24 protein-coding genes and 1 tRNA gene are annotated in these 21,504 nt (G+C 44.7%); 9 read left to right on the top strand and 16 right to left on the bottom strand.

The genetic code is table 11. From position 1 onward, the window contains the following. Positions 1-145: 145 nt before the first annotated feature. The 3 genes from LZZ85_RS11535 to LZZ85_RS11525 all read left to right on the top strand — a co-directional run bounded on the left by LZZ85_RS11535 (position 146) and on the right by LZZ85_RS11525 (position 3,238). Positions 146-1,174 carry a LacI family DNA-binding transcriptional regulator gene (locus tag LZZ85_RS11535; RefSeq protein WP_237871786.1) on the top strand — a complete coding sequence of 343 codons (1,029 nt, stop codon included), beginning with the start codon at positions 146-148 and terminating at the stop codon, positions 1,172-1,174. A 536-nt stretch (positions 1,175-1,710) separates the two neighbouring features. Continuing rightward, positions 1,711-1,795: transfer RNA gene (locus LZZ85_RS11530), tRNA-Ser, on the top strand. Positions 1,796-1,885: 90 nt separating this feature from the next. Further along, the gene (locus LZZ85_RS11525; RefSeq protein WP_237871784.1) at positions 1,886-3,238 is read left to right on the top strand and encodes a tyrosine-type recombinase/integrase; all 1,353 of its coding nucleotides are present in this window, start codon (positions 1,886-1,888) and stop codon (positions 3,236-3,238) included. A 64-nt stretch (positions 3,239-3,302) separates the two neighbouring features. Here the strand turns inward: LZZ85_RS11525 and LZZ85_RS11520 are convergent, their stop codons facing one another. The 12 genes from LZZ85_RS11520 to LZZ85_RS11465 form a co-directional block, all read right to left on the bottom strand. Continuing rightward, positions 3,303-3,809 carry a glycoside hydrolase family 73 protein gene (locus tag LZZ85_RS11520; RefSeq protein ID WP_237871782.1) on the bottom strand — a complete coding sequence of 169 codons (507 nt, stop codon included), beginning with the start codon at positions 3,807-3,809 and terminating at the stop codon, positions 3,303-3,305. Beyond that, on the bottom strand, positions 3,806-4,474 hold the full coding sequence (locus LZZ85_RS11515; protein WP_237871780.1) for a putative periplasmic lipoprotein: 669 nt from the start codon (positions 4,472-4,474) through the stop codon (positions 3,806-3,808). Before LZZ85_RS11515 ends, LZZ85_RS11520 begins: the two co-directional genes overlap by 4 nt. A 7-nt stretch (positions 4,475-4,481) precedes the next feature. Next, positions 4,482-4,934, bottom strand: a complete 453-nt coding sequence (locus LZZ85_RS11510) for a phage holin family protein (protein WP_237871778.1) — start codon at positions 4,932-4,934, stop codon at positions 4,482-4,484. Between the two features lie 228 nt (positions 4,935-5,162). Next, positions 5,163-6,491 carry a heparin lyase I family protein gene (locus LZZ85_RS11505; RefSeq protein WP_237871776.1) on the bottom strand — a complete coding sequence of 443 codons (1,329 nt, stop codon included), beginning with the start codon at positions 6,489-6,491 and terminating at the stop codon, positions 5,163-5,165. A gap of 4 nt (positions 6,492-6,495) precedes the next feature. Further along, positions 6,496-7,476 carry an SGNH/GDSL hydrolase family protein gene (locus tag LZZ85_RS11500; RefSeq protein ID WP_237871774.1) on the bottom strand — a complete coding sequence of 327 codons (981 nt, stop codon included), beginning with the start codon at positions 7,474-7,476 and terminating at the stop codon, positions 6,496-6,498. Between the two features lie 21 nt (positions 7,477-7,497). Then, on the bottom strand, positions 7,498-9,726 hold the full coding sequence (locus LZZ85_RS11495; RefSeq protein WP_237871772.1) for an SGNH/GDSL hydrolase family protein: 2,229 nt from the start codon (positions 9,724-9,726) through the stop codon (positions 7,498-7,500). Further along, positions 9,726-10,937: a hypothetical protein gene (locus tag LZZ85_RS11490; protein WP_237871770.1), complete on the bottom strand. Its 1,212-nt coding sequence runs from the start codon at positions 10,935-10,937 to the stop codon at positions 9,726-9,728. The genes LZZ85_RS11495 and LZZ85_RS11490 overlap by 1 nt, the downstream gene beginning before the upstream one ends. A 7-nt stretch (positions 10,938-10,944) precedes the next feature. After that, positions 10,945-12,012 (bottom strand): hypothetical protein, encoded by a 1,068-nt coding sequence (locus tag LZZ85_RS11485; protein WP_237871768.1) that lies wholly within the window; start codon positions 12,010-12,012, stop codon positions 10,945-10,947. An 8-nt stretch (positions 12,013-12,020) separates the two neighbouring features. Further along, positions 12,021-12,479, bottom strand: a complete 459-nt coding sequence (locus tag LZZ85_RS11480) for a hypothetical protein (RefSeq protein WP_237871766.1) — start codon at positions 12,477-12,479, stop codon at positions 12,021-12,023. A gap of 4 nt (positions 12,480-12,483) precedes the next feature. Next, positions 12,484-13,134 (bottom strand): phage tail protein, encoded by a 651-nt coding sequence (locus tag LZZ85_RS11475; RefSeq protein ID WP_237871764.1) that lies wholly within the window; start codon positions 13,132-13,134, stop codon positions 12,484-12,486. After that, positions 13,124-14,230, bottom strand: a complete 1,107-nt coding sequence (locus LZZ85_RS11470) for a baseplate assembly protein (protein WP_237871762.1) — start codon at positions 14,228-14,230, stop codon at positions 13,124-13,126. Before LZZ85_RS11470 ends, LZZ85_RS11475 begins: the two co-directional genes overlap by 11 nt. An 11-nt stretch (positions 14,231-14,241) precedes the next feature. Then, positions 14,242-15,204 (bottom strand): GPW/gp25 family protein, encoded by a 963-nt coding sequence (locus tag LZZ85_RS11465; protein ID WP_237871760.1) that lies wholly within the window; start codon positions 15,202-15,204, stop codon positions 14,242-14,244. A gap of 147 nt (positions 15,205-15,351) precedes the next feature. Between LZZ85_RS11465 and LZZ85_RS11460 the strand changes: the two genes are divergently transcribed. The 6 genes from LZZ85_RS11460 to LZZ85_RS11435 all read left to right on the top strand — a co-directional run bounded on the left by LZZ85_RS11460 (position 15,352) and on the right by LZZ85_RS11435 (position 17,979). Next, positions 15,352-15,606 carry a hypothetical protein gene (locus LZZ85_RS11460; protein WP_237871758.1) on the top strand — a complete coding sequence of 85 codons (255 nt, stop codon included), beginning with the start codon at positions 15,352-15,354 and terminating at the stop codon, positions 15,604-15,606. Between the two features lie 11 nt (positions 15,607-15,617). Next, a complete protein-coding gene (locus tag LZZ85_RS11455) occupies positions 15,618-16,325 on the top strand; it encodes a SprT-like domain-containing protein (RefSeq protein WP_237871756.1) in 708 nt (235 codons plus the stop codon). A gap of 16 nt (positions 16,326-16,341) precedes the next feature. Next, the gene (locus LZZ85_RS11450; protein WP_237871754.1) at positions 16,342-16,566 is read left to right on the top strand and encodes a hypothetical protein; all 225 of its coding nucleotides are present in this window, start codon (positions 16,342-16,344) and stop codon (positions 16,564-16,566) included. A gap of 392 nt (positions 16,567-16,958) precedes the next feature. Then, complete coding sequence (locus tag LZZ85_RS11445) at positions 16,959-17,213, top strand: hypothetical protein (protein WP_237871752.1); 255 nt, start codon at positions 16,959-16,961, stop codon at positions 17,211-17,213. An 11-nt stretch (positions 17,214-17,224) separates the two neighbouring features. Further along, the gene (locus LZZ85_RS11440) at positions 17,225-17,455 is read left to right on the top strand and encodes a hypothetical protein (RefSeq protein WP_237871750.1); all 231 of its coding nucleotides are present in this window, start codon (positions 17,225-17,227) and stop codon (positions 17,453-17,455) included. Between the two features lie 269 nt (positions 17,456-17,724). Then, positions 17,725-17,979, top strand: coding sequence for a hypothetical protein (locus LZZ85_RS11435; protein ID WP_237871748.1), 255 nt, complete (start codon positions 17,725-17,727; stop codon positions 17,977-17,979). A gap of 161 nt (positions 17,980-18,140) precedes the next feature. On the opposite strand, the gene LZZ85_RS11430 is transcribed toward LZZ85_RS11435, so the two are convergent. The 4 genes from LZZ85_RS11430 to LZZ85_RS11420 all read right to left on the bottom strand — a co-directional run bounded on the left by LZZ85_RS11430 (position 18,141) and on the right by LZZ85_RS11420 (position 21,234). Beyond that, on the bottom strand, positions 18,141-18,815 hold the full coding sequence (locus tag LZZ85_RS11430; protein WP_237871746.1) for a phage baseplate assembly protein V: 675 nt from the start codon (positions 18,813-18,815) through the stop codon (positions 18,141-18,143). Next, positions 18,812-19,846, bottom strand: a complete 1,035-nt coding sequence (locus tag LZZ85_RS11425) for a phage late control D family protein (RefSeq protein ID WP_237871744.1) — start codon at positions 19,844-19,846, stop codon at positions 18,812-18,814. The genes LZZ85_RS11430 and LZZ85_RS11425 overlap by 4 nt, the downstream gene beginning before the upstream one ends. A 300-nt stretch (positions 19,847-20,146) precedes the next feature. Beyond that, entirely contained in the window at positions 20,147-20,392 is a 246-nt protein-coding gene (locus tag LZZ85_RS28785) for a tail protein X (RefSeq protein ID WP_432422763.1), read from the bottom strand. Then, positions 20,392-21,234, bottom strand: coding sequence for a phage tail protein (locus LZZ85_RS11420; RefSeq protein ID WP_237871742.1), 843 nt, complete (start codon positions 21,232-21,234; stop codon positions 20,392-20,394). Before LZZ85_RS11420 ends, LZZ85_RS28785 begins: the two co-directional genes overlap by 1 nt. Between the last annotated feature and the right edge of the window lie 270 nt (positions 21,235-21,504).

The raw sequence follows: 21,504 nt of genomic DNA, 5'->3' as shown, positions 1-21,504 counted from the left end.
TATTTGGAAGTGTAATTCGTGTAAGTCGTATTATTTCGCGTTATTCGTGCTTACAGAGCTCATTTGGATAAGTCACATTATTTATCTAATTAGCCCATTCACGTAGTTCGTGTTCACTCGTGAAGATTCGCTTCAATTTCAGTTTATGAGTCAAAAACCCGCTACGATTAAAGAGATTGCCAAACGGTTGAACGTATCAGTTTCAACGGTTTCAAGGGCATTGCATAATCATCCGAGTATCGGGTTGCGCACAAAGATGCAGGTGCAAAAGCTTGCGGAAGAGTTGAACTATGAGCCAAACCAGGCAGCCATCTCGTTCAAACAGGGAAAGACCTCAACCATTGGTGTAATTCTTCCCAACCTGAGAGAAGAGTTTTTTTCAACAGCGATCAATGGTATCGAAGATATCGCCATTCACAATAGTTATACGGTATTAATAGGGCAGTCGCGGGACGATGTGGAACGCGAAAAGAAACTTGTTGATACCATGCGTAAACACCGGGTTGATGGTTTGCTTGTCTCTCTCTCCAAGAACACGGTCGATTATGAACATTTTGAAGCGTTGAAAAAGTACGGGATACCGGTGGTCTTCTTTGATCGTGTTCCCAACCTGGATGATGCATACACGGTTTCGTGTGATCTGAAAGACAGTTCAGAAAAGCTGGTCGACTGGCTGTTGGCGCAGGGGCATACTAAGATCGGTTTCATCAAAGGCCCTGAATCAATGACTGCGTCGCAGGACAGGCTGCAGGGATATCTTCATGCGTTGGAGAAAAATAAACTGCCACAGGTGCCCGGTTATATTGTTCAGACAAATCTGGAAAAGGAAGAGACGCAGCAAGCGATCCAGCAGTTATTGTCGCTGCCCGAACGGCCCACAGCTGTAATCGCATTCAACGATTATATTACACTTGACGCGATCAAATTTTCAAGGGCGCTTGGCTTAAAGATCAATAAGGACATTTATTTTGTAAGTTATGCCAACCTGCCGGTGACGAGTTACCTGGATGACCGGCCGCTTGCATCTGTTGAACAGTTCCCATATGAGCAGGCAGAGAAAGCAACAGAGATGCTATTGCAACTGATCAATCAGAAGGCGGAGGAGATAGAGGAGAAGCGTGTGGTGATGAGTGGGGAAGTGGTGGCGAATGAGCCTTCTTTAAAAGGAGGCTGAGTGCTTTTTTTGTTTAGTTGATCAGGACTCGGCCCTGCTAAGTGCAGAGAGTGTCTTTCTTACATGTTGAGATTATTGATTTTTTCCTCACTTATTTTTCGTTTTTTTCCGTTAATACTTTGTGTTTTTCACCTTGGCAATTTTGGTGGACAGGGGATATTTGTGTTAATGATATCTGCTGAAGCGCAAGGCGGTTATTGTTAAAGCCGAACCGATGGGGGAGTATTAGACTTGACTTTAATACTGACCAAGGCCGTATTTTGCCTTGCCCTCATTCCTGCTCAACGAGGACCTTGGCGGTGGTGGCGGGGGAGGGCCCAAGGCCGATGGTGGGGCAAGGGATGTTTGATTTTTGTTTGCTGCCCCCTTGTTCAAACCAATAAGCAATCTTCAGCCCGTCAACACATAACAATCCACGATTATAAAAACAGCGCTCCATCCTCTTACAATTTATCTTCCTGAAATACACGCAAATAAATTCCAAAAAAGATGTGTTACTATTTTGCTGTTTTCCTCCGCAATCCTATTTTTGCGCCGGAGAGCTGGCAGAGTGGTCGATTGCGGCAGTCTTGAAAACTGTTGACTGTAACAGGTCCGGGGGTTCGAATCCCTCGCTCTCCGCACTTTCTCTTAATATAAGTTGATTTTCAGCGTTTTCCGCGTCACTAAGCACCTAACCCGGAACAAAACCCGGAACAAAAAGGAAAACGCATGAAAACGAAGATCATCCCCGAAGGGTCATATACTGACCCTCAAATCTCAACGTCAAATCCGAAAGATTGGTTCGTATGGTTTCGCTTCTACTATGCCGGTAAGTGGCATCCCGTCTTCAAGCTTCGCGAAGATCTCAACAGGATAAAGAATAAAGCGGCCCGGATGAAAGAAGCGGTTGCCTTACGTGATGCGCGTCACTCTTGGCTGAAGGAAGGGTGGAACCCGGTAACGGATCGCGAATACAAGATGCGAAACGTTCGGTTGCTCCCGCAGAAAAAAGCCATGTCAGTAATGGCCGCTTTGAAATTCGGACTATCTGTAAAAAAAATTGCAAAGAAGTCCCGCCTTGGCTACTCAAGCCAGTTGAATATTATAGAACAAGCGGCAATCAAACACGGGTTTTCCGGGATAGAGATAAAGAACTTTGACAGGGGCCTTTTCCTTGACTTAATGGGAAAGGTAGAAGAAGAAAGGATAAAAGTTGAAGGCGAATTTTCAAACCATTCTTGGAACAAATACGCCGCAACAATGAGGGCGATGCTCACCGAGTTAGTAGATCAGCGCGTAATCGACGTTAACCCATTGCGGGACCTTAGAACGAAGCCCGTTCCCGAATCAAACAAATACGAACGGTTCACCGAAGATGATAAAAGGGATATTTCCGCCTTTTTATTGGCGAATCACTTCAACCTATACAGAGTTATGCAGGTTGTGTACCACGCCGGGATAAGGCCGAAAGAAGCCTTAGCGTTGAGAATTTCGGACGTTGATATGAAACGTAGAATGATCACCATTGCGCCGGACGAAGTTGAAGAAAACAGTAAAACTCTTAGCCTTAGACACGTCCCAATCAATCCGCATCTTTACGACCTTTTAAACATGCTTGCGCTGCATAAATTCCCGGACGAATATTTTGTTTTCGGCAGTCCCTTTCAACCAGGTAAAGGCAATCGCGGGGCGGGATCTCAACAATGGTTCGACGGGATCAGTCGAGGGGTCGGCAAAAAGACCGGCAAAAGCGGGGCAATGAGGGATGACTTTTTAACCCCGTCGGCAGTTCAGGCTTCACGCGACACAATCACTAAGCTTTGGAAAAAACTTATCATTGATACACTCGGGATCAAGAAACACCTTTACGCGGCCAAGCACACCGGGGGGCGCGACATGGTTCGGGCAGGTCTTAAGCTAACGGAAATACAGCTTCTTTACGGACATGAATCACCGGCAATGACAAAGCTATACACGGAAGAAGTGGCCCTTATGGAAGTAGAAGAAGCGGTTTTGAAAAAGGCCCCAAGCTTTAACGCGCCGCTTAAGCCGATAAAAGGGAAGCTTCGCAAGGTGTCTTAAAAACAATAAGCCCCGCATAGACATGCGGGGCTTTCCAATCAAAGCAACTCAACCAATAATCCAACTACTTCATACTCCTTTGTACGGTCTTCAGGACCGCTTTTAATTGCTTCGCATAATCCGGGGCGGTTGCATACCCTGCCGCCGCAATCGCGTCAATAAACGCTTCAGGATTATCTTTAACAAGCAAGGCTTTCGCATATCGCTTGTTCTTCAGATAGAAATTACCGTGATCGGTAAAGCACTCTTCGGGGGTGTTATACTTGCGGAAGTAATCTTTGACGATATACTTAAACATTTTCACGCCTCCCTTTACAACCGGCGTAATGCTTATGATCACCGGGAACTTAAGATCTGCGCGGCGGCTGTATTCGGTTGTTGTTATCAACTGTTCATTCCCGTTGATGCCGTCAGTATCCTTCACCCCGAAAAACATAAACCCGGGCGCGGCTTTACCCCAAGCACTTTCCAACGCAGCTTGCGTAAGAGTTACTTCAGCATGAATACCGGTTTTCTTTTGAGAAGCCAGAGCATAGGGCAGGTAAGTCTTCACGAATTCTTTAGGGGTCATCGAATAGTCTTTTTAGACTTATATGTATAGATCCTGTAACAGATATATAGCAGGATCAAAATAAAAACGATCAGCCCAAGAATTCGGAATAGATCGCCATGTTTTACTTCTTTACTCTTTGTAACCTCATTCTTCACTACGCGCGTCGTGTCGCTCTTAGTCACCGCAGAACTGTCGTTTGTCTTCAGGTCGGAAAGACCGGACCGCGATTGCCTCATTTCTTCTTCGCTAATCAACCGGCCTTCTTCAGTAGTTGTAGTTTCGCGAAATAACAATAGGCCATCGCCAAACAAAAAGCTTCTATTGCCCGTGAATCCCTTGAAAGGAAAATAGGTTTTCGGGATCGGCAAATAATCGAACTCCGTTGAAGGATTGGACGGCGTCAAGTAATACTTATCACCTGCGGAAACGTCGTCTTCAAATTCAGATCCAACAGCGAAGTACTCCTTTACTGTCGTGGTCTTTTTGTAATTACTATCAACGCTTTTCTTCTTATTGGAAGAATCGACCTGCGCGGATAAGCTGTCTTTCTTTTTGACAGAAACGCCCTGCAAGCTTTTGGCTGCAAGGCTATCCGTTGAAGACTTTGTTGTTGAAACATTTTTTGTCCCTGCACATGACGCCAACAGCGTAGCCAGGGCGATGAAAATTGTCAGTTGCTTCATATATTGTTTACGGTTTTTGCTCGGTCGATTTAATTACCGGGTTATTCTTAAGCTGAAACGTGAGTAGCTTGATTGCAGGCTGAAAGAATAACTGAGATAACCGGCTATCGGGATCGATCGCATACAGGTTTTCAAATATGCTTGTGATCTCTATGTAGATAATGAAAATGACAAGGCCGTTATTAAACCACTCAAACACGGTAATAGCATGTTGACCTCCTTTCTGCCCGCCTATATATGACAGGGCATACCCGCCAACAATAGCGCCCGCGTACTGCATAAACTTCCCAACGGTCTTTTTGAAACCTTCGCTTGTTCTTGCTTTGTTCTGAACCTTGGCTTTCCAACAGCCTGTAGCAAAGTCAACGACCATTGCGAGGAAAAGCATTGTGAGTAAGTCAATATCAGGCAGGAAAGACACTTTTACAAAGGCAAGAGAACCGGCGAATAACAGCTTCATGTTTTAGTTTTTATAGGGTAATAGATGCGCGAAAGGCGATACAAGATTATCGTATCGCCTTTCGCCTTTTACAACAGATATACAACCACTACTTCAGTCGCTTCCGAGATCTTCGCGCCCGCTTCGCTTTCGCTCTCTTTCTTTCATCCTTGCGGAATATCTTAAACATGCTGTCATCATATCCCGCAGCCCGCATCATTGCAACTCTTTTGTTATCAAATATGCTTCTCATTGTTTGATGATCTTTTTAACGGTTAAGCCCGCATTACCTTGCAGAGCAAAAAAGTACATCCCTTTAGCAAGGTTGGCGATATTGATTTGATGAACATTTGCCCCGGCAATTGCCGCGACAGATCCGCGAAGCAAAACCCGGCCATGAATATCAATCACCTCATAGCTTAAGTTCTGTGGGCGGGTCACGCTAACCCGGAAATCAATCACACTATTCTTTACCGGATTGGCCACATAGAAGGGGATTGCTTCGCGCTCCGTCGGCCTTTCCGGCCTGTCAGTGATCGGCAAGGTAGACCCGCCGCCGCCCGGGATAACATCAAGCATAACGGCAAGACTGTCGCCAATTCTGATTTCATCCAAGAATAGTTCCCGGGAAAATGTATTGCTTATCTTCCAATTTCGCCGCCAGTCTTCTTTATCAATTCCCATCCTGACGTAATTCGGGGTATAGTTATTCGGCCCGGAATTAATAAAGCAAAGCTCTTTATCAACCCATACGCGAACGTAACCGGAACTATCATTTCGCCAACGCGCGTTTATTACTACGTCAACCCATGTATTAAGCTTGACGGTATCTAACGGGTATATGTACATTGTGTACGGAGATCTTGCAACTGTACTATCCGGGCTTACTAAGTTCTGAATGATTGTAAGGTAGTTCCCTTGCCCGTGCCAATCAATCGAAAGAGGGGGCAGTACGCCCAATGTATCGCGGTATATTTGAAAGAAGGATTCAACACCGTCGTAATACTTAGGGTATGCGTTCGTGAAATATACACTGAACGCATACCACGCGTCAAAGTTTTGCTTATCGCTTTTTTTAATAACTAACATCGTCCGAAGATCATTGCAGCTACTTGAATCATTAGCATTGAGCGAGAACTTTGCGGATTTACTTCCGTACCTCTTAACGCTATCTGACATGGTAATGAAGTTCCCGCACTCAATAATAGAATCAGCACCCGCGAACAGGCCCGTTTCAAACGTCTGCTCGAAAAGTAAATGTTTCCTTTGGGAAAATGCGGGACCAGGTAAAAGCAAAATCAATAATAAAAACACCTTCAGTAAAAACGGAACAATACCACCGGCCAAAGTAGCGATAAGGTCAAGCGTATTGAAACCTGTCGGACCGCTCGAATCCCTTTGCTCTTTTTCAAAGGCAACCGCCAAAACGATCACAAGCGAGAAGATTCCACGCAATACTATTGGGCAAGAAATCAAGCCAAGAACTGCATACGCCAGAACAAAAACGATTACCCCGACACTGAAATGCTGGTATAGATCAGGGCGAATTGATTTTAGTTTGTTGATCAGATTTTTCATAGGATTAGTTGAAGATTTTGGTATAGGTTTTCAATGTCCTTCGAGCGTCGTCTATCACTTGAACCATTACATATTTCCGATACTTAACCGCTATCCTGTCCGTCTCTAAAAAGATACTATCAAAGACAAGCGAAAAAGCAACGCCGTCTTCTGAAGTAAGCACCTTCATTCTTTTCACCTTTGTCTTCGCTGTTTTTATCTCAACACTATCAACACCGTCAATCTTTTTAACTGAAGTATTAAGAAACTGTTGTTTATTAAACCCTATAAGACTATCGAGGATCTTTGATTTAAGCTTTATCGCGCCGGTTATTGCAGCATAACCCGCAGTATTCCAGTGAAGCGAATCACCGCCAAGGAAGGACCAAACAGGGCGGTTTGTTATCGGGTCGTAGGTTGTATCAAATACATTCAAATACCGGTACGGGTTGAGGCTGTCTAAAAATCTGTTCACACTTCGAACCGAATCTTGAAACATATCAGGAGTATAGCCAGGGCCAAGCGTTACTTTCCTGCTCATAAGCGAGAATAGTACGAAATTTTTCCCAAGCCCCGTAAGCGTGTCGTTTATATACTTGAAGCACTTCTTAACCGTATCAACTCGATATCCATTATAAAAGTCATTGCCGGAATACTGAAGCAATATCAAGTCGGCACCCCAATTTAAAGCCGCATCAATATTAAACCCTGGCTTTGCCCCCGGATGCCACGAAGGCATAGCATTACGAACAGTTTCCCCGCCACTACACAGCTTTAAAACCTGTACACTATCATAGTACTGTTTAAGCCATTGAGTAATTTGGTATCGATAACTTTCCGCTCTATCGTTCGCGGTATTATCCCAAGCAACGCAACAGCCATTGCAATATGAATCCCCAAGGAAAGCCACTTTTATTAGTGGCTTTTTGGCACTTAATCCGAATGAGAGTATTAAAAAAGAAAGAGCTATATACAGCGCCCTTATCAAGAAGGATTTCTTTTGCATAATGAATTATTTAACGATGAATTACTTTATAACTTTCACTTTGTAATTATCTGCGGCAGGATCAATAGGGGATCCGCTAACATTTAGTATTCTAATTGTTACGGTGTTAGTGCCGGAACCCCAAGCCGTGATAATAGCCCCCGAATAAGGGAATCCGCCTTGCTTAGTGACTAATACATTATCGCCCAAAGCAACCCCCGAAACCGTCATTGTCAAATCTTCAGACGTTCCGGTAGATATACTCGGGAAATCTAAAACAGAAGTTTGTGTTATTATATTGAATGGCGAATCTACGTACCAGTACGACCCATTACTTAAAAGAGTAATTCTACTTTGCGCGGAAATGGATAATGTATTCATCAAAGAAGACCCATTTACAATATCATTTACCCCGGCATTAGAGTTAACCACTACAATGTAATTAGTCGCGTTGTGCAGAACCAGTTTTGAACCGGCGGCAGGGACGGGCGGCAATGTCCAAATAGCGCCCGTTCCATTGTGGATGTAGTCGCTTTCGCCATTGGGAGCTACAGATAACGTCAATGCGCTTGCCGCAGATGTTGTTGTAGGCGGTGAAAATGTAATAGCCTCAATCACGTTGGTTGTTGTGTTCCTACCAAGCGGAACATACCCCCCCGCAGAATAAATCGGAAGCGAACCGAGCGAAAACGTCCCCCCTGCCGCAAGAGAACCAAGAAAACTCCCATTCTGCCCCCAAAAGTGCATTCGCGTACCCGCTCCGCGATTTCTGAACATAGCAATAGTGGAGTCATTCGGCATATACATTCCTGCGGCGTTGGTAATATCAAAAGTGTACCCGCGCTGGTAGAGGTTATTTGCAATCTTCCATCCCGCATTAGGATCAAAGTAAGTATACAGTGTTGTTCCTGTTATATTATAGAATGACGCCCATCTATCAAACCAGAATGCAAGATCCCTTGAAACCGGCCTTATAAATGCCGCAGCGGTACCGTTGTTATCTGTAGTTTCAAATCGGATGGCTCGATTATTAAGAACTTTTAGATTCCCGTTTTTGTCGACCCCCAGTTTTCGCCCAATCGCATAATAATCTTCAATCCCTATTATACGCCAAAGCATCGAAGCCAGATAGTGCCCTGTAGCATTGTCCAGATGAACCCCATCATTTTTCCAACCCAAGCTATCCACACGAGCCATGCTGATCAATGGACTATAACCGTCCAGGTAATACAGCGTATCCTCTAACGCGATGCGTTTCATAGCGCGGTTAGTTGCGCGATTAACCAGATCGTTGCTTGTTTCAGGACCTGAACCATTTAATGACCAATCTGTTCTTGGAGAAGCGAGACGAAACGCGTCTAACCATTGTTTTAAATCAGGGTATACGTCTCCATCTTCTTTGATTTGGATCATCGCGAGATCAATGCCCATATCTGCGAATATCGGGCTGGTGATCGCTTTGCTTGTTGCATTTGCATTCGTCCACTGCAACCCACCAACTCCCATCCGGTAAAGCATTACGGCATCAGAGCCAGTAGGCTCATTGATAGCAGCACACATTACAATTTTTACGTTGCCGGATACTTGATTTATTTTAATTGAATAGTCTCCCTGTGCTTTATTAATTGTTATGATCTTACCTTCCAAAGTACCGTTACAGTCAACAACAGACCCTTCGTTGACAAATCCCGCTCCCGCATTTACTTGAACCTGGAACGAACCTGCTCCCGGCTCTTGGATATAGTACACTTTCAGCTTAGTCGCATCAACTCTTGCACCCGCGTATAGGAACTCAAGACTTCCGCTTCCATTAATTTCATACCATGTTCCGTTGAACCAATATTGAGTTTCTGCAACATTTTGGTGAATAGATCCGCCGCCAGTTGGTGTAACCGATTCCATATTTCCTCCACCAAACCCTAACAAGTCTTTTAGCATGTTATAGAATGGAGAAGCTATATACCCACTCATAGAGTCCCCAATCCATCCAAGCACAAAACGAACATCTCCGCGTGAAGTATTTAACCCGCTTTGCGATGATCCAACCAATAGCTTACGCGCTACGTTTAAAAACTTACCACGCGTATCATATACGTTTTGCAGGTCATCATATACAGCACGGCTTGAAATAAGGGCACTACTATCCCGACCGTCAGAAGGAATATCATTTACAGGAATTTTATATCCATCCTGCTTAATTATCGTGTCTTTAACTTGCGCAAAAAGAGCAACAGGCCATATAATTGCTAACACTAAAAATATTCGTTTCATTAATTGTACCATTTTATTTTTATTTTATCCCCCGCTTCACTTGCGGTAATAGTTATTGAATTAATTGACCGAGAAAAATCTATATCAACCCCATTTCGGAAAACAGTTACTTTATAGTCATTAGAAGGAAGAGTCCCAACAGTAGTAAAGGTTGTTTGACCTGAGACTGCCGTAAATACCTCTGTGCCCCCTGTTGTTGCCCCTCCACCGCCAGAAATGCCCAAAGCGTTTTTATGTATTCTATGGATTACTCCATTTATCGGGACCAACAAACTATCAGCGGAAGTGAGAGAAGGTATAGTATCAGCTTTTATTTTTCCTGCAACGTGCAAAGCCTCTTGTGGATCTTGGCTATATGGCATCATAACACCAAGCCGCTTATTCTTCCCCTTCATCCATCGGTAATCATTATTATACCCTACATTAAGCTGATCGCTTGCATCTGTCGCATCAGGCATAACCCCGGACCCTATGTTGATAATTCGACTTCCGGTGAAGGGCGTAAAGCCCGAAACTCCAAACCCTAACGAAGACCAGTCGCTACCAGTAGTTACACTCAACCTATGCGCTCCCCATTCAGCGTTTCGCTCTCCTGTTGTCAACAGGTAAGCGGACGCCTTGCCCCCATAGGCATTCAATCGCGCCGTAGTGATAGCGTTGCCCGAATATTCCCCTAAGAAAACATTCTCTAAACCGGTCGCCGTTCCTGCCGCATAACGAGCCGCAGCACCACGACCGCCGAAGGCAACTGATTGCAAGTATTGCGCAACCATTCCAGTAACAACGGGCGAACCTCCGTTGTGCATTGTGATATAAAACTGATCTGCGGTGTACAGATTCTTGACAAGTAAAGGCTTGCGGTTAGTCATGAAGCCGCCCGTTGTATCTTTCCAGTTCTTAGCGGCACTATCAAATCTGTCGTAGTCCGGCGCTGAAACATACCCGTCATTCAAGCGGCTTGCCTGCGGCAACTCAACCACGCCGTCGTTAAACGTCATAGGAAGGTTTACGCTTTTCAATTCACCCTTCTTTCCGAGTATATTGCTGATTCCGAAGAACGCCTTTTGAAGATCCGCAGCGCTTACCTTTTCCGGCCTTCGGTCGCGGATAGTATCGCGCAGATACTTATTTAACTGCGCAGTGTCTCCAATCTGCGCAAACGACGCTGCGCAGGCGAAAGACATAGTAAATAGTAACAGTACTTTTTTCATTGAGGTATTAGAATTTTACGAGGTTAAGCTTACCGATATTTTTCATTATCGTTTCTGTAGATACCCTTTCTGTCCCGTTAACGATCACGCCTGAAGACTTGCCAGCGTTGGCGCTTACATTTGTACCGTCAAGGCTGTATGATTCCTTACCGCCACCGCTGGTTTTATTCCACCATTCAGCGAGAGTGTTTGTAGATTTCGGGTCACTGCCTCTTGACACAGGGAAGTCGTTATGATTTACGCCCGCTTTAGCCAATACATAGTGATAGTGCGTTTGCAGGGCGTCAGCTTCATAGCCACCGGCGTAAGGATGGAACCGGCTTATATCAATGCCGCGTCCGAGGTCAAGCATCCTGTCGCCCATACCTCGTTCATCAGGCAGTCGCAGTGTTGTTGATCCGTTACCAACCGTGAAGCAACCACGATAACGAGTAGGATCCGAAAACCACATAGCCTCCGAAACCAGTTCTTCGCCGAATGTCAATTTTTCAAGAACCCATTTTGCTAACCTGGGATGCCTTGCGCGGTCAAAAAGAGATCCATCGTAAACGAGTGTATTACGAAGAACTTCGCGGGCCTTCACTTCTTCCCCGGCAGTATACATGCTTGGGCTTGCATACATAACGCGGAAGTAATTAGTAAGCGCAACTAAAACTAAATGCTCCTTGTGGTGCATGTGAATAACACTAAGATCCCCGTCAACGGGATCCGTTATAGGCTGCGGCGTATTGATGTTTATAACACTCCCGTTAGTACAGTGAGAAGTGATAGGGATGATTGCCCCGTGATCGAAGTTACTGGCGTTATCCAGCGTGAGGTTAACGATTCCGTTTGCGTATGCAACGTTCAGCTTACCCGCGTTATTCGCGTCAATCCCCGCGTTTCCAGTAATCAATGCTTCATCCTTCAGCCGGTCGAATATTCCCATGTTAGCGCGAAGCCATTCGGTACGGTCTGCAAGCTCTTTCAGCGGCTTGTTGTCAATGCCATTCGGACCGCCTTGCACAACGTCGGTTTCATCAAACTGATAAATATTAGCCGGGTAATTAACCGGATCGCCTACGTAGATTCCCATTTGATTAATTAGTTAATAGTGATCTTCCAAGTACCTACCAAGCGGATAAGGTTAGTTTTTACAATAGCGGCTTCTCTTACCTTCCTCGCGAACAACACATTTGAATCATTCAGCAATCCGAATTCGCGAATCGAAATACCATTTGCTTCACCATTATCAAGATCAAAGTGAAACATGACGCTGCGAGAATCAGGATAAGAAACCGAATCAATCGATTTGGAAAACATGCCGGTCAATCCTACGTCGCCAACTGCGGCGGAAACGGCGTTTGTGCCGACGCCGAACTTTGTTACCGCCTTACCTGCGGCGTCTCCGCCGAGCAATTTTGCAACATTCGTTTTACCGAGATCAACAACAAGGTTCGGTTCGTATACGCGATTAACCTCGGTTTCCCCTTGGTACAATCGAATATCAACTTCACCTCTTACTATAAGGCCATCAAAGCCACTTGAAGCGATTATGTTCATCTTACTATATGATTTGAATTGTTAAAGTGTCGGAATCTTGGCTATAGTTTCTTAGCCCATTTCTCAAGTAAGTACCGTCATGCCTGAAGTCGCCGCCTGCGGTTATTGTGTCTTCGTCTGCGGACGCTTCCGAAACTTGCATTTCGTCATCAACTGTTATTTGATCATCGCCGAAGTTGATTGTATAACTCAAGTCGACTAAGTGCGACCGGGTGTTTTTATACTCTTTGATCATCCTAACAACTTCTTCGATCTCTTGAGCATTTACCGGATGCGTGCCAATATCAACAGTAACACGAAAGTTTGCCCAATGCCCTTCAACATGTTCTTCAATTATAGCGTCGCCATACCCTACAGCCTTCAACGCTTCTTCAACTGCCCAAAGAGTCCCTTTGAATCGATGAAGCTCAATCGATCGCTTTATGATTTCTCTTTGATCAGCTTCAGTCTGCGCAAGCCTGAAACCTTTGTACCCTAACACGTCAAACTGTTCAGCCAGGTAAGGGATGGCGCTTGCATCTACCGTGTCGATCAGATACACCAATAGCTTATCAAGTTCGATTTCGCTGAATCGTTTCTTAACAAGTGCATCGAATGCCGCGAAATGCGGAATGTGCGCTATACTGTCCGCGAGTGTCGTATCTCTATTCGTCATGCGTTCCGATTACGTTTACAGTTATGCCAGTGCAATTGGTATATTCTTCAGGAAGTGCAATGATGTTCGTGAGTGGAAGAACAGGTTCGGCCATATACACGCCTTCAATCATTGAAAGAGCAACAAGCTTTGCACGTACCACATCAAGCCCGAGCCTGTTCTTGCGGCTTTGTCTGTAAGCCTCCAAAATGTTTTCAACCGCAGTCTTTACCGTGTCAGCAACGGCGTTTGTCAATAGCGTTAAATCAATTTGAATTTCGAAGTCAATCTTACTTGGCGAATTCGTGTACACAGAATCAGTGAGCGGGCGGATCTTTTTTGAATTACATATTGCCTGTATCGCATCAAGTATTTCTTGAGTGGGCATATTGCCGCCTTCAATCAATGGGAATATGTGTACGTCGCCCGGAATCGGCGACGTTATCGCTACATCAACGATTGTCGGATGCGCCGATTTAGCGTGAAACTTATAAGCATCATCGGGACCGGCGACAGAAAACGAAGCAGGCGCAAGCTTAATGCGTTCGCGCAACAGGTCGTCGGACTCTTCGTCAGCGCCGCCGCTTGTGGTAGTTAGGTTTTGCGCAGTGGAAACAAACGCGAGAGGATCCAAGATGATATTTACCTTATTGAGTTCATACCCGTTCCCCACTTTCCCAGGTTCCGCAGCTTCAGCGCCTACATTCACAAGCATTGTCCCTGCCGGGACAATCTTTTCTTCCGTAGTCGCAAAGGTTACTTTGCCGTCAGTACTTTGAACCCGCAAACCTGCGGGAATGATTACGCCGTTATGACCGGCAACAAGGGCAAATTGTATTTGACAGGTAGCAGAAGAAGAAGGCAACCGGCGAACACCTACAAGCTCCCCGAGATATTCCAGTGCAGCCGCACGCGCGAAGCTCACAAGGCTTTGACGGGCTGCATCGTTAGCTTGTGCGCGAACAATTAATTCGCGATAAGCGAGGCCATTAATCAACAGCATTTCAACGTCAGCAGGCGCGATCTGCCTCCCTAACTTACTTTCCAAAAACTCTTTGCATTCGGCAATGATCTTTGCACTGTCTTCATGAAAGAATTGTATTTGATTCAACGCCATTCTTTGTTTGTTTATTCGATTATTCCAATAGAGAGAACAGGCACAAAGCCTTCTTCATTCGACACGCCTACAAGCTTGTAGCCGGTTGAAGCAACCGCGAATTCGTCTGAAAATTCATCGCTAAAAATTGCATCGCCGTTAGGTTGCCCATATTCCACATACCAAGTCGCGAATTCAGACCAATAGATTTGAGCATAACTCAACACCTCACCGGGATTTGAAAACGTTTTCGGCATAGCTGGTTCGACCGAAGCACCATTTACCGAAAACAACACATCGAAAGTTTGCGAGTTATACACGGGCGGGAAATCAGCCTCAAAGCGCGTTACTGGTAATACCTGAATAGCAAGAGTTGCGGAAGTAACACCCTCCGAACTCATATAGCAAACGATCTTATCGGTCAGGTAATACCATCGGCCTAAGTAGAACCAGTTGGCTTGGATCCATGCGAACAGATCCGGAAGCGTGCCATATCCGGCAGGATTCGGTAAGGGAAAAACCTGATTGCCGTTTTTGATAAGACTGACTTGATACCTGTAGTTGTTCGGATTAGGAGGGAAGAACGCTTGAAGAATGATTTCATTAACCGCGTCCGTAATGGTTGCCCCCTGACGAATATCAAAAATTAGCTTATCAATCAGGTTATCATCAACTATCTTGTAAGTGATTTCAAACACCGGATTATGAAAGGCGGCGAATGAATGGTTGATTGATACAATCTGAATTTCAGGAACCCACATTTGTAGGGCCTCGATAAGTTGCTGTTTGATATTAGGAACCGCAACGTTTACGGGAGCGTCAACAAACCGGAATACATAGCTACCGAATTCAGGACGCAGCGGATCCGTGCCGCGCGTCGTTCTTATAGCAATATCCATCCGCTGACGGATGGCCGCAACCCCTTCAACGATCACGCCGTAACCGATTGTTGAGATCCCCCAAACTGAACTTCCTATACTGTCTAATCCTGCCATGTGTCGGGCCACAAGTTCCCGCGCAGGGGCAAGCCTTTTTAAACAACAATGCAACCGAATCTTTTTTTTGAAAAACTGTTTGTTAATTCAAAGTGATAGGCTATATTTGTGGAATAAAAGGGGGCGCAACCTTAAGGGCGCAAAAACATGGCAAACAAAACAATCATCGACGGACAGGTTTGTATTTGGCTTCAGTGCTTTGGTTGGGCTTCAGCTAAACCCGCAAGCGCATTCATGACAGGGGACAAAGTGCTTTACAACTTTGGATCTGTTTACACTATTACCGAAATAAAAGAATTGTCAGCCTGCTTTTTGCAATTCACGGAGCAATGCAGGGACGGCAAAACTTACACAAGAAAGGCTAAGAAAGACCGATTATTTGCATTCATCAAACCAAAGTAAAACCGCCGACCATGCAAGAAAATCCATCGTACGACAGACAGTTTACGACTGAACAGTTTTCCGCCCTACAAAATCTTTACGACTATTTCAACAAGAATCTTTTCGGCGGCGAACTCGGGAACTGCCTTTTGAACTTTTCCCGCAAGTCCAAGGCAATGGGGTTCTATTCCTCTAAACGTTGGGCTAAGAAGTCAGATATTGCGAATGAGGGGCAAAAGGCGGACATTGACGAAATCAGCTTAAACCCTGACTTTCTTCACGTATCGACAAAGGAATATTGTCAAACCCTGGTTCACGAAATGTGTCATCTATGGCAACATCATTTCGGAGAACCGACGCAAGGCTATCACAACAGGGAATTCGCAGAAAAAATGAAGTCGGTCGGGCTTATGCCTTCAAGTACCGGGCATCCGGGCGGCAAAGAGGTCGGCAAAAAAATGTCAGACTATCCTATTGTTGCGGGCCTTTTCGAACTGGCTTTCGAAGCGATACCGCAGGAAATGCTTTTACCGCTCATAGCATTACCAGACTTTGAAAAAAAGAAGGCCCAAAAGAAAAAAAACAAGATCAAGTATACATGCCCGCAGTGCAGCGCGAATGTTTGGGGGAAACCTAAAATGGTTATAGTTTGCGGGGACTGTAGTGAAGGCGATGAAACTATTGTGAAGTTTATACCCGAAACGACGGAAGAAGAATTGGAAGAATCTGAAATATTATAAATTTTAATTTTAAACTATGGGAAGAAAATTAACGCAAATGAATTGGGATGACGTTAAAAAGGAAATGAGCATAGCAGGAAGCCCGGAAAAGATGACCGAGTTAGGCAAAGAGATAATGAAGATTGTACACGAAAAAGTAGATAGCACAAACCGGGCAGAATTAACAAACGCCGAATTCGCAATACAAAGAGTGTTGGCCGAAATAAGATTAACGCAAAAGCGATACGACCGATCACATTAAAATGGATTTGATTTATTTTGAAAAACTGTTTGTTAATTCAAACAGTTTTTTTATGTTTGTATCACAAAGCCGGGGCGCAACGGGGTAACGGGCGCAAACAACATGAATCTAAAAGGCAAACAGAAGGAAACCTTCTACAAGATCCAGAAGCAAGCCGAAGAATGGCTTAGACAAAACTTCACAGCCCACACTTGCAACTATCAGGAATTCACAGTAAGCAAGAAAAGAGTTTTCGAAAACTACCTATGCACGAAGGGGGTAGACGAACGTAAGGAAATATTTCTTGTAACGATTGCTTACAATGTAGAAAAGGGGGACTACTACACATACTCACACACAACGAATTTCTAAATCAAACCCCGGGGCGCAACGGGCTATCGGGCGCATCAAACATGAAACAGATTTTTTTCGTCGGCGTTTACCTGGCTGAACGCGTTCACTTCGGATTATTAGGATTCACTTCATACGTTTATTGCTATACTGAAGCAACCAGCCACGCGGAAGCGGGAGCCAAAGCCAAGGGCCACTTCGAGCAAAAACTTAAGATCTGCGCCACCGGGACCCGCCCGCAGATCGTGAAACCCGAAGACTTCCGAAAATTCGCTTCTCCGTCCGATTTGATTAACTTTGAATTGCGTAACTCATAAAACCCCCTATAATGGAAATTTCAATTTTATTTGCGATCTTTTTCGCATGTATTGCCGTGTTCGTTTGCGTGCTATTCTTTATTCAGGTCAGGAAGAATAAAGAACTGATGAAAGAATTCAAGGAAAGCAAGCTATTGAATCACGACTTAATGAAGGAGATCAAAGCAATGATGGAGGAAAAGAACTTTCTTCTGAAGATGCACCGAAAACTAAACAGAAATAACAGTGATAACAATTCCTAAAATCGTTTTTCTATCAAGTAAAGAGATCCCGGGCGGCGAACTGATAATGTCAACGGATCCGCCATACATGCTTGCAAGATCTGTCAAGTTTGAAGACGCGAAAGCCCTTGAGGATTTCATTATCAAACGAAATATTTTAGGCGATTGCGAAACGATACCCGGCTATAACATTTTGATCTATCACGTCGGAACGATAGAAAAGGTAAGTCAGCGAATCGGCAAGCTCACTGAACATGAAAAATCATTTATCAATAACGTCATCCCCTTTTATGAGAAAGAAAGAATCATTGGCAACGAAACCCGCCTTAAAAAGTACGCCCGCTAAATCGATAGGTAGGGGAGGCGCACGCCCCGGGGCAGGGCGGAAGAAGTCTGAAGATCCGTTAAGGCAAATTCATTTAGACTTCCCGGAACGACTTTTAAAAAAAATGAGCGACGCCGGAATAACAAACAAAACCCGATACATTATCAGCCTTGTTGAAGCCGACCTTAAACGTAATAAAGCAAAAAGCCCCGCTAAATAGCGGGGTTTCTTTTTGCCCTTAATTATGGCCCTTCACATCGGGTTACATGTTCTTCATAGGGGTAATGAGTTTAGGTTATTTGTTTGACTTCATGCCTCTGATCGTTTAATAGAAATCAAAGATGCACAGATTGCCCCGGCGATTTTAAACAGATATACAACCTACTGCGGTGGGCCTGTAACGCCCGGGCCTGTTTGCACTCCCGTATGCTTATGCAGCTTGACACTTATGCCGCCCGCAGTAACATCGCCGGTTGCATCAATCTTGCCTTGTATATTCATATCCCCTTCAATGTCCATTGTACCGCCTCCGCCAGATCCAGCCGAAACGGAAATTGCGCCGACTGTCAACGCGCCTACAATCGTTGTCGCGCCGGTAATCTTAACCATTCCCGTTAATTCAATTGCAGGGGCTTCAATTATGGCTTTAGCGCCAGCCTTCCCCTTCAGGTTGGTTGCTGCGTCAATTTCCGAATCGCCGCTTGTGGTAGCCTTTAAATCGCCTTTAACGTCAACGGTTAATTTGTGCGCTTCAGAATCGTACTCTATCACCGTCCCGTCCGAAAAGATCTTTCTAAACTTAGCCGGGTGCTCGTTACTGTCGGGTGTATCTACATCACTGTGAATTGCGCCGATCACAACACCTTCTTCGCAATGGCAATCCATTAAGCAAACGACGTGTTCGTTTATATCCAACTGCCAACTTTCCTTCTGCGTTTTCGTTTTTCGCCGCAGTACCGGAAGCCAATCGCTCACTATATCGTCATCTTCAAAAGAGATCCGGGCGAACCCTGGCTTTACTTCGCAGACTATCCCGTATTTAAGTTCTGTACTCATACCTTCTTTTTGTTCTTTTGCTTCTCCTTGTTAACTAATCCGATTCGCTTTATCTCAAGCTCAACATTATATCCCCCGTCGCGATCTACCGAATGCGTCGTTGCATCTAAGTAGTATTGGCCGCTAAACATTCCAAGCCCCTGCACTTCACAATTGTTACCCGCAACGGCATAGATAAAGCCGGGCATATTAATGCGACCCTCCTGTTGACGGGAGTTTGCGCGATACAAGGCAACCTTACTGATCAATTCTGCTTGCTGTTTGTTTTCAGCCCTTGTACGAACTTCTAACGTGTCATTTTTTGCATTCTTGAACGCTTCCGCAGCTTCGGCCTGTTCGTGTTCAATTGTCTTTTTTTGCTTTGGATTATGATAAACAAGCTTCACATTCTTGTAAGTCTCGCTTGTCTTATCGGTAATGCTGTAGGAAACTATTTCGCTACGATGAATAATTAACGCCGACGCCTTGTTTTCGAGGTCGAAAATATTTGTGAAGATTAGCTTATCCCCTCGGATGGAAAATGAATATCCATATTCAAATGAAATGCGTTTTAAAAACTTAAGATCAGTTTCACGGTATTGAGTTATTCGGGCAATCCTTACGTCCCTTATTTCGCCTTCAACTTTAAGCCCGTGTTTCAACGCGATAGTATTTGCAATTTCGCGAAGGCTTTTCCCTTCATGCGCTTGACTGTGCTTTGTCCTGATCTTGTTATTGATCCCTGCGGCAAGGGCCTTAATCGTGAAGGTATCGCCGTCAACAGATCCGTCGCCGGATATTTCGTCAACTGTAAAGGTGCCGCACTCAAGCGTACCGCTTTTGTCAATGATTCGGGCAACAACGGTATCGCCCTTTACCGGGTACCATGCGTTTTGCCAAAGCTTTTCCGAATCCTCAAGAACTATTTCCAGTTCATCCGCTTCCCCTTGCGATCTGTCGCTATAAGAGAATGAAGCGACATGCGGGAATATATCGGCAGTAATATTTTTGCCGTTGTAGATTATTTCGTAGGAGGTTTTGGGCGCATTCATGTTCGCCCAAAAGTCATGCAGATATGACCACTAAACTAAACAGATTTAACACCGTGATCCCTTAACGCCGCGATAGCAGACGTAAGCGGCTCGGGATAAGTCGAAACATTTGGCCCGTACATTTCTGCTACAAAAACGATCAATTCACTCAAAGCCTTCGATAGATCTCTGTTATTCATTTCAGCTTGAAATCGCAGTACTAAGTTTTCGTCAACTATTCTACCCATATATTTTTTTTATAAAAGCATCGGGCCAAAACGAAAGATCCAAAAAAGAGGAAAGGGGAAAAATCCCCTTTTTTCACCGCTTCCAGGGCGGCAACTTTTCTTTGTCTGTCTGAACCTGAGCTTCCGATATAATCGGAATATCCAATATAACGCCATCCGGGAAAACATCATAGACCGGGACCGATGGATTTTGCTCTATCAAGAACCCGACTGCGGACCGCTCAACCCCTTCAACTTCGATTGTCTGCGCCCCGTAATACTCTGTCGCAACCTGATCCCATCTTTGGCCGTCGATTGTTGTATGCTGTAGTTGTTCCATTATTTGCGGGTGATTGATTGATTAACAAATGAACGTGCTGCCGCCTTCAGCGATTTGATTGCAGCTTGAAGATTTGAGTTGTCATTATTAAGGTCGTCGCCGTCATTCAAAACCCCGTGCTTCATTGTTTGAGCGCGACCGTCTACGGTGATCGCCCAATTTCGAAGATCTATCTTGTTGTATGCGCAACTACTCGGATCGTTTGTTCTGTTCTTAATCTCAGTAGCAATATCAATAATGAAATTCAAGTGCGAAGTCATCACCATTTTATTAGACGGGATAAACGCACCGCCGCCCTCCATAATAACACGATTAACCGCCGCGCCGTGATTTTCAATTTTTGTTACCAATGCTGTTATTTGTTGCGGGCATGTAGGAGGGTTAGCCTTTTTCTTCGCAGTCGGCTTTTTATCTCCAACCGCCTTAGCGTCTTTTTTTGTTTCTTCCTGCGCCTGTTGAACTTTATCTTTAACAACGTATTCGCGTAACACAATTTGGACTTCAGCGCAAAATATATTCCCCTGCGGATCTGCGTTGGTAATATTTTCGCTCATTGTAGTTATAACATAATTCCCCTGAAGGATGCCATTACCCCACAACAAAGGAAGGATTTCACGCGAATCTTTTGCAGCCCTCATTGCATCAATCTCATTCTTCGGATTGCAAAAAGAAACATCAAAACGAATGGAAAGGTTTATTTCATCAAGCGCCAAACCTGTTGCCTGAAGCACGGGTTTACCTTCAATTAACGCATGTTCTGCGTAAATCGCTTCGCCTGATCTTTGATAGTCGGTTGGGGTCTTAAGATTTTCAAATTGAATACTTCCTAACTGTGCGAACATGCTATTTATTTTTCCGGTTCATGTCTTGAAAGTACCGACGCTTCGGTGTTTGTTTTTTCAAGATTGAACAGAAGGCTTATCAGATCTGTAGTGATCGACGCTGCGTTATCCTTGTGCAACCAGGTTTCGGAAGAATGCTGCAAATGAGAATTCAGCATTTTATTTAAAAAATAGGCAACCTCTGTTGCGTTGGTGGAAGCAAAAAAAATTTCGGTCGGATTTTGAGCCTCACAAATTCTCTCGTTGGATGACATGCAAGTTTGGGCGGGG

The sequence above is a fragment of the Terrimonas ginsenosidimutans genome (assembly GCF_022012415.1).
In the GTDB taxonomy this organism is placed as follows: domain Bacteria; phylum Bacteroidota; class Bacteroidia; order Chitinophagales; family Chitinophagaceae; genus Terrimonas_A; species Terrimonas_A ginsenosidimutans.
This window is presented reverse-complemented; position numbering and strand designations above follow the sequence as displayed.

What these genes read in the sequence shown, in the direction of transcription:
- LZZ85_RS11450 (WP_237871754.1), top strand. Translation starts at nt 16,342, where the DNA reads ATGGGAAGAAAATTAACGCAAATGAATTGGGATGACGTTAAAAAGGAA.
- LZZ85_RS11460 (WP_237871758.1), top strand. Translation starts at nt 15,352, where the DNA reads ATGGCAAACAAAACAATCATCGACGGACAGGTTTGTATTTGGCTTCAG.
- LZZ85_RS11510 (WP_237871778.1), bottom strand. Translation starts at nt 4,934, where the DNA reads ATGAAGCTGTTATTCGCCGGTTCTCTTGCCTTTGTAAAAGTGTCTTTC.
- LZZ85_RS11515 (WP_237871780.1), bottom strand. Translation starts at nt 4,474, where the DNA reads ATGAAGCAACTGACAATTTTCATCGCCCTGGCTACGCTGTTGGCGTCA.
- LZZ85_RS11490 (WP_237871770.1), bottom strand. Translation starts at nt 10,937, where the DNA reads ATGAAAAAAGTACTGTTACTATTTACTATGTCTTTCGCCTGCGCAGCG.
- LZZ85_RS11425 (WP_237871744.1), bottom strand. Translation starts at nt 19,846, where the DNA reads ATGAATGCGCCCAAAACCTCCTACGAAATAATCTACAACGGCAAAAAT.
- LZZ85_RS28785 (WP_432422763.1), bottom strand. Translation starts at nt 20,392, where the DNA reads ATGGAACAACTACAGCATACAACAATCGACGGCCAAAGATGGGATCAG.
- LZZ85_RS11485 (WP_237871768.1), bottom strand. Translation starts at nt 12,012, where the DNA reads ATGGGAATCTACGTAGGCGATCCGGTTAATTACCCGGCTAATATTTAT.
- LZZ85_RS11525 (WP_237871784.1), top strand. Translation starts at nt 1,886, where the DNA reads ATGAAAACGAAGATCATCCCCGAAGGGTCATATACTGACCCTCAAATC.
- LZZ85_RS11475 (WP_237871764.1), bottom strand. Translation starts at nt 13,134, where the DNA reads ATGACGAATAGAGATACGACACTCGCGGACAGTATAGCGCACATTCCG.
- LZZ85_RS11470 (WP_237871762.1), bottom strand. Translation starts at nt 14,230, where the DNA reads ATGGCGTTGAATCAAATACAATTCTTTCATGAAGACAGTGCAAAGATC.
- LZZ85_RS11480 (WP_237871766.1), bottom strand. Translation starts at nt 12,479, where the DNA reads ATGAACATAATCGCTTCAAGTGGCTTTGATGGCCTTATAGTAAGAGGT.
- LZZ85_RS11455 (WP_237871756.1), top strand. Translation starts at nt 15,618, where the DNA reads ATGCAAGAAAATCCATCGTACGACAGACAGTTTACGACTGAACAGTTT.
- LZZ85_RS11420 (WP_237871742.1), bottom strand. Translation starts at nt 21,234, where the DNA reads ATGTTCGCACAGTTAGGAAGTATTCAATTTGAAAATCTTAAGACCCCA.
- LZZ85_RS11500 (WP_237871774.1), bottom strand. Translation starts at nt 7,476, where the DNA reads ATGCAAAAGAAATCCTTCTTGATAAGGGCGCTGTATATAGCTCTTTCT.
- LZZ85_RS11520 (WP_237871782.1), bottom strand. Translation starts at nt 3,809, where the DNA reads ATGACCCCTAAAGAATTCGTGAAGACTTACCTGCCCTATGCTCTGGCT.
- LZZ85_RS11505 (WP_237871776.1), bottom strand. Translation starts at nt 6,491, where the DNA reads ATGAAAAATCTGATCAACAAACTAAAATCAATTCGCCCTGATCTATAC.
- LZZ85_RS11430 (WP_237871746.1), bottom strand. Translation starts at nt 18,815, where the DNA reads ATGAGTACAGAACTTAAATACGGGATAGTCTGCGAAGTAAAGCCAGGG.
- LZZ85_RS11445 (WP_237871752.1), top strand. Translation starts at nt 16,959, where the DNA reads ATGAAACAGATTTTTTTCGTCGGCGTTTACCTGGCTGAACGCGTTCAC.
- LZZ85_RS11435 (WP_237871748.1), top strand. Translation starts at nt 17,725, where the DNA reads ATGAGAAAGAAAGAATCATTGGCAACGAAACCCGCCTTAAAAAGTACG.
- LZZ85_RS11535 (WP_237871786.1), top strand. Translation starts at nt 146, where the DNA reads ATGAGTCAAAAACCCGCTACGATTAAAGAGATTGCCAAACGGTTGAAC.
- LZZ85_RS11495 (WP_237871772.1), bottom strand. Translation starts at nt 9,726, where the DNA reads ATGAAACGAATATTTTTAGTGTTAGCAATTATATGGCCTGTTGCTCTT.
- LZZ85_RS11440 (WP_237871750.1), top strand. Translation starts at nt 17,225, where the DNA reads ATGGAAATTTCAATTTTATTTGCGATCTTTTTCGCATGTATTGCCGTG.
- LZZ85_RS11465 (WP_237871760.1), bottom strand. Translation starts at nt 15,204, where the DNA reads ATGGCAGGATTAGACAGTATAGGAAGTTCAGTTTGGGGGATCTCAACA.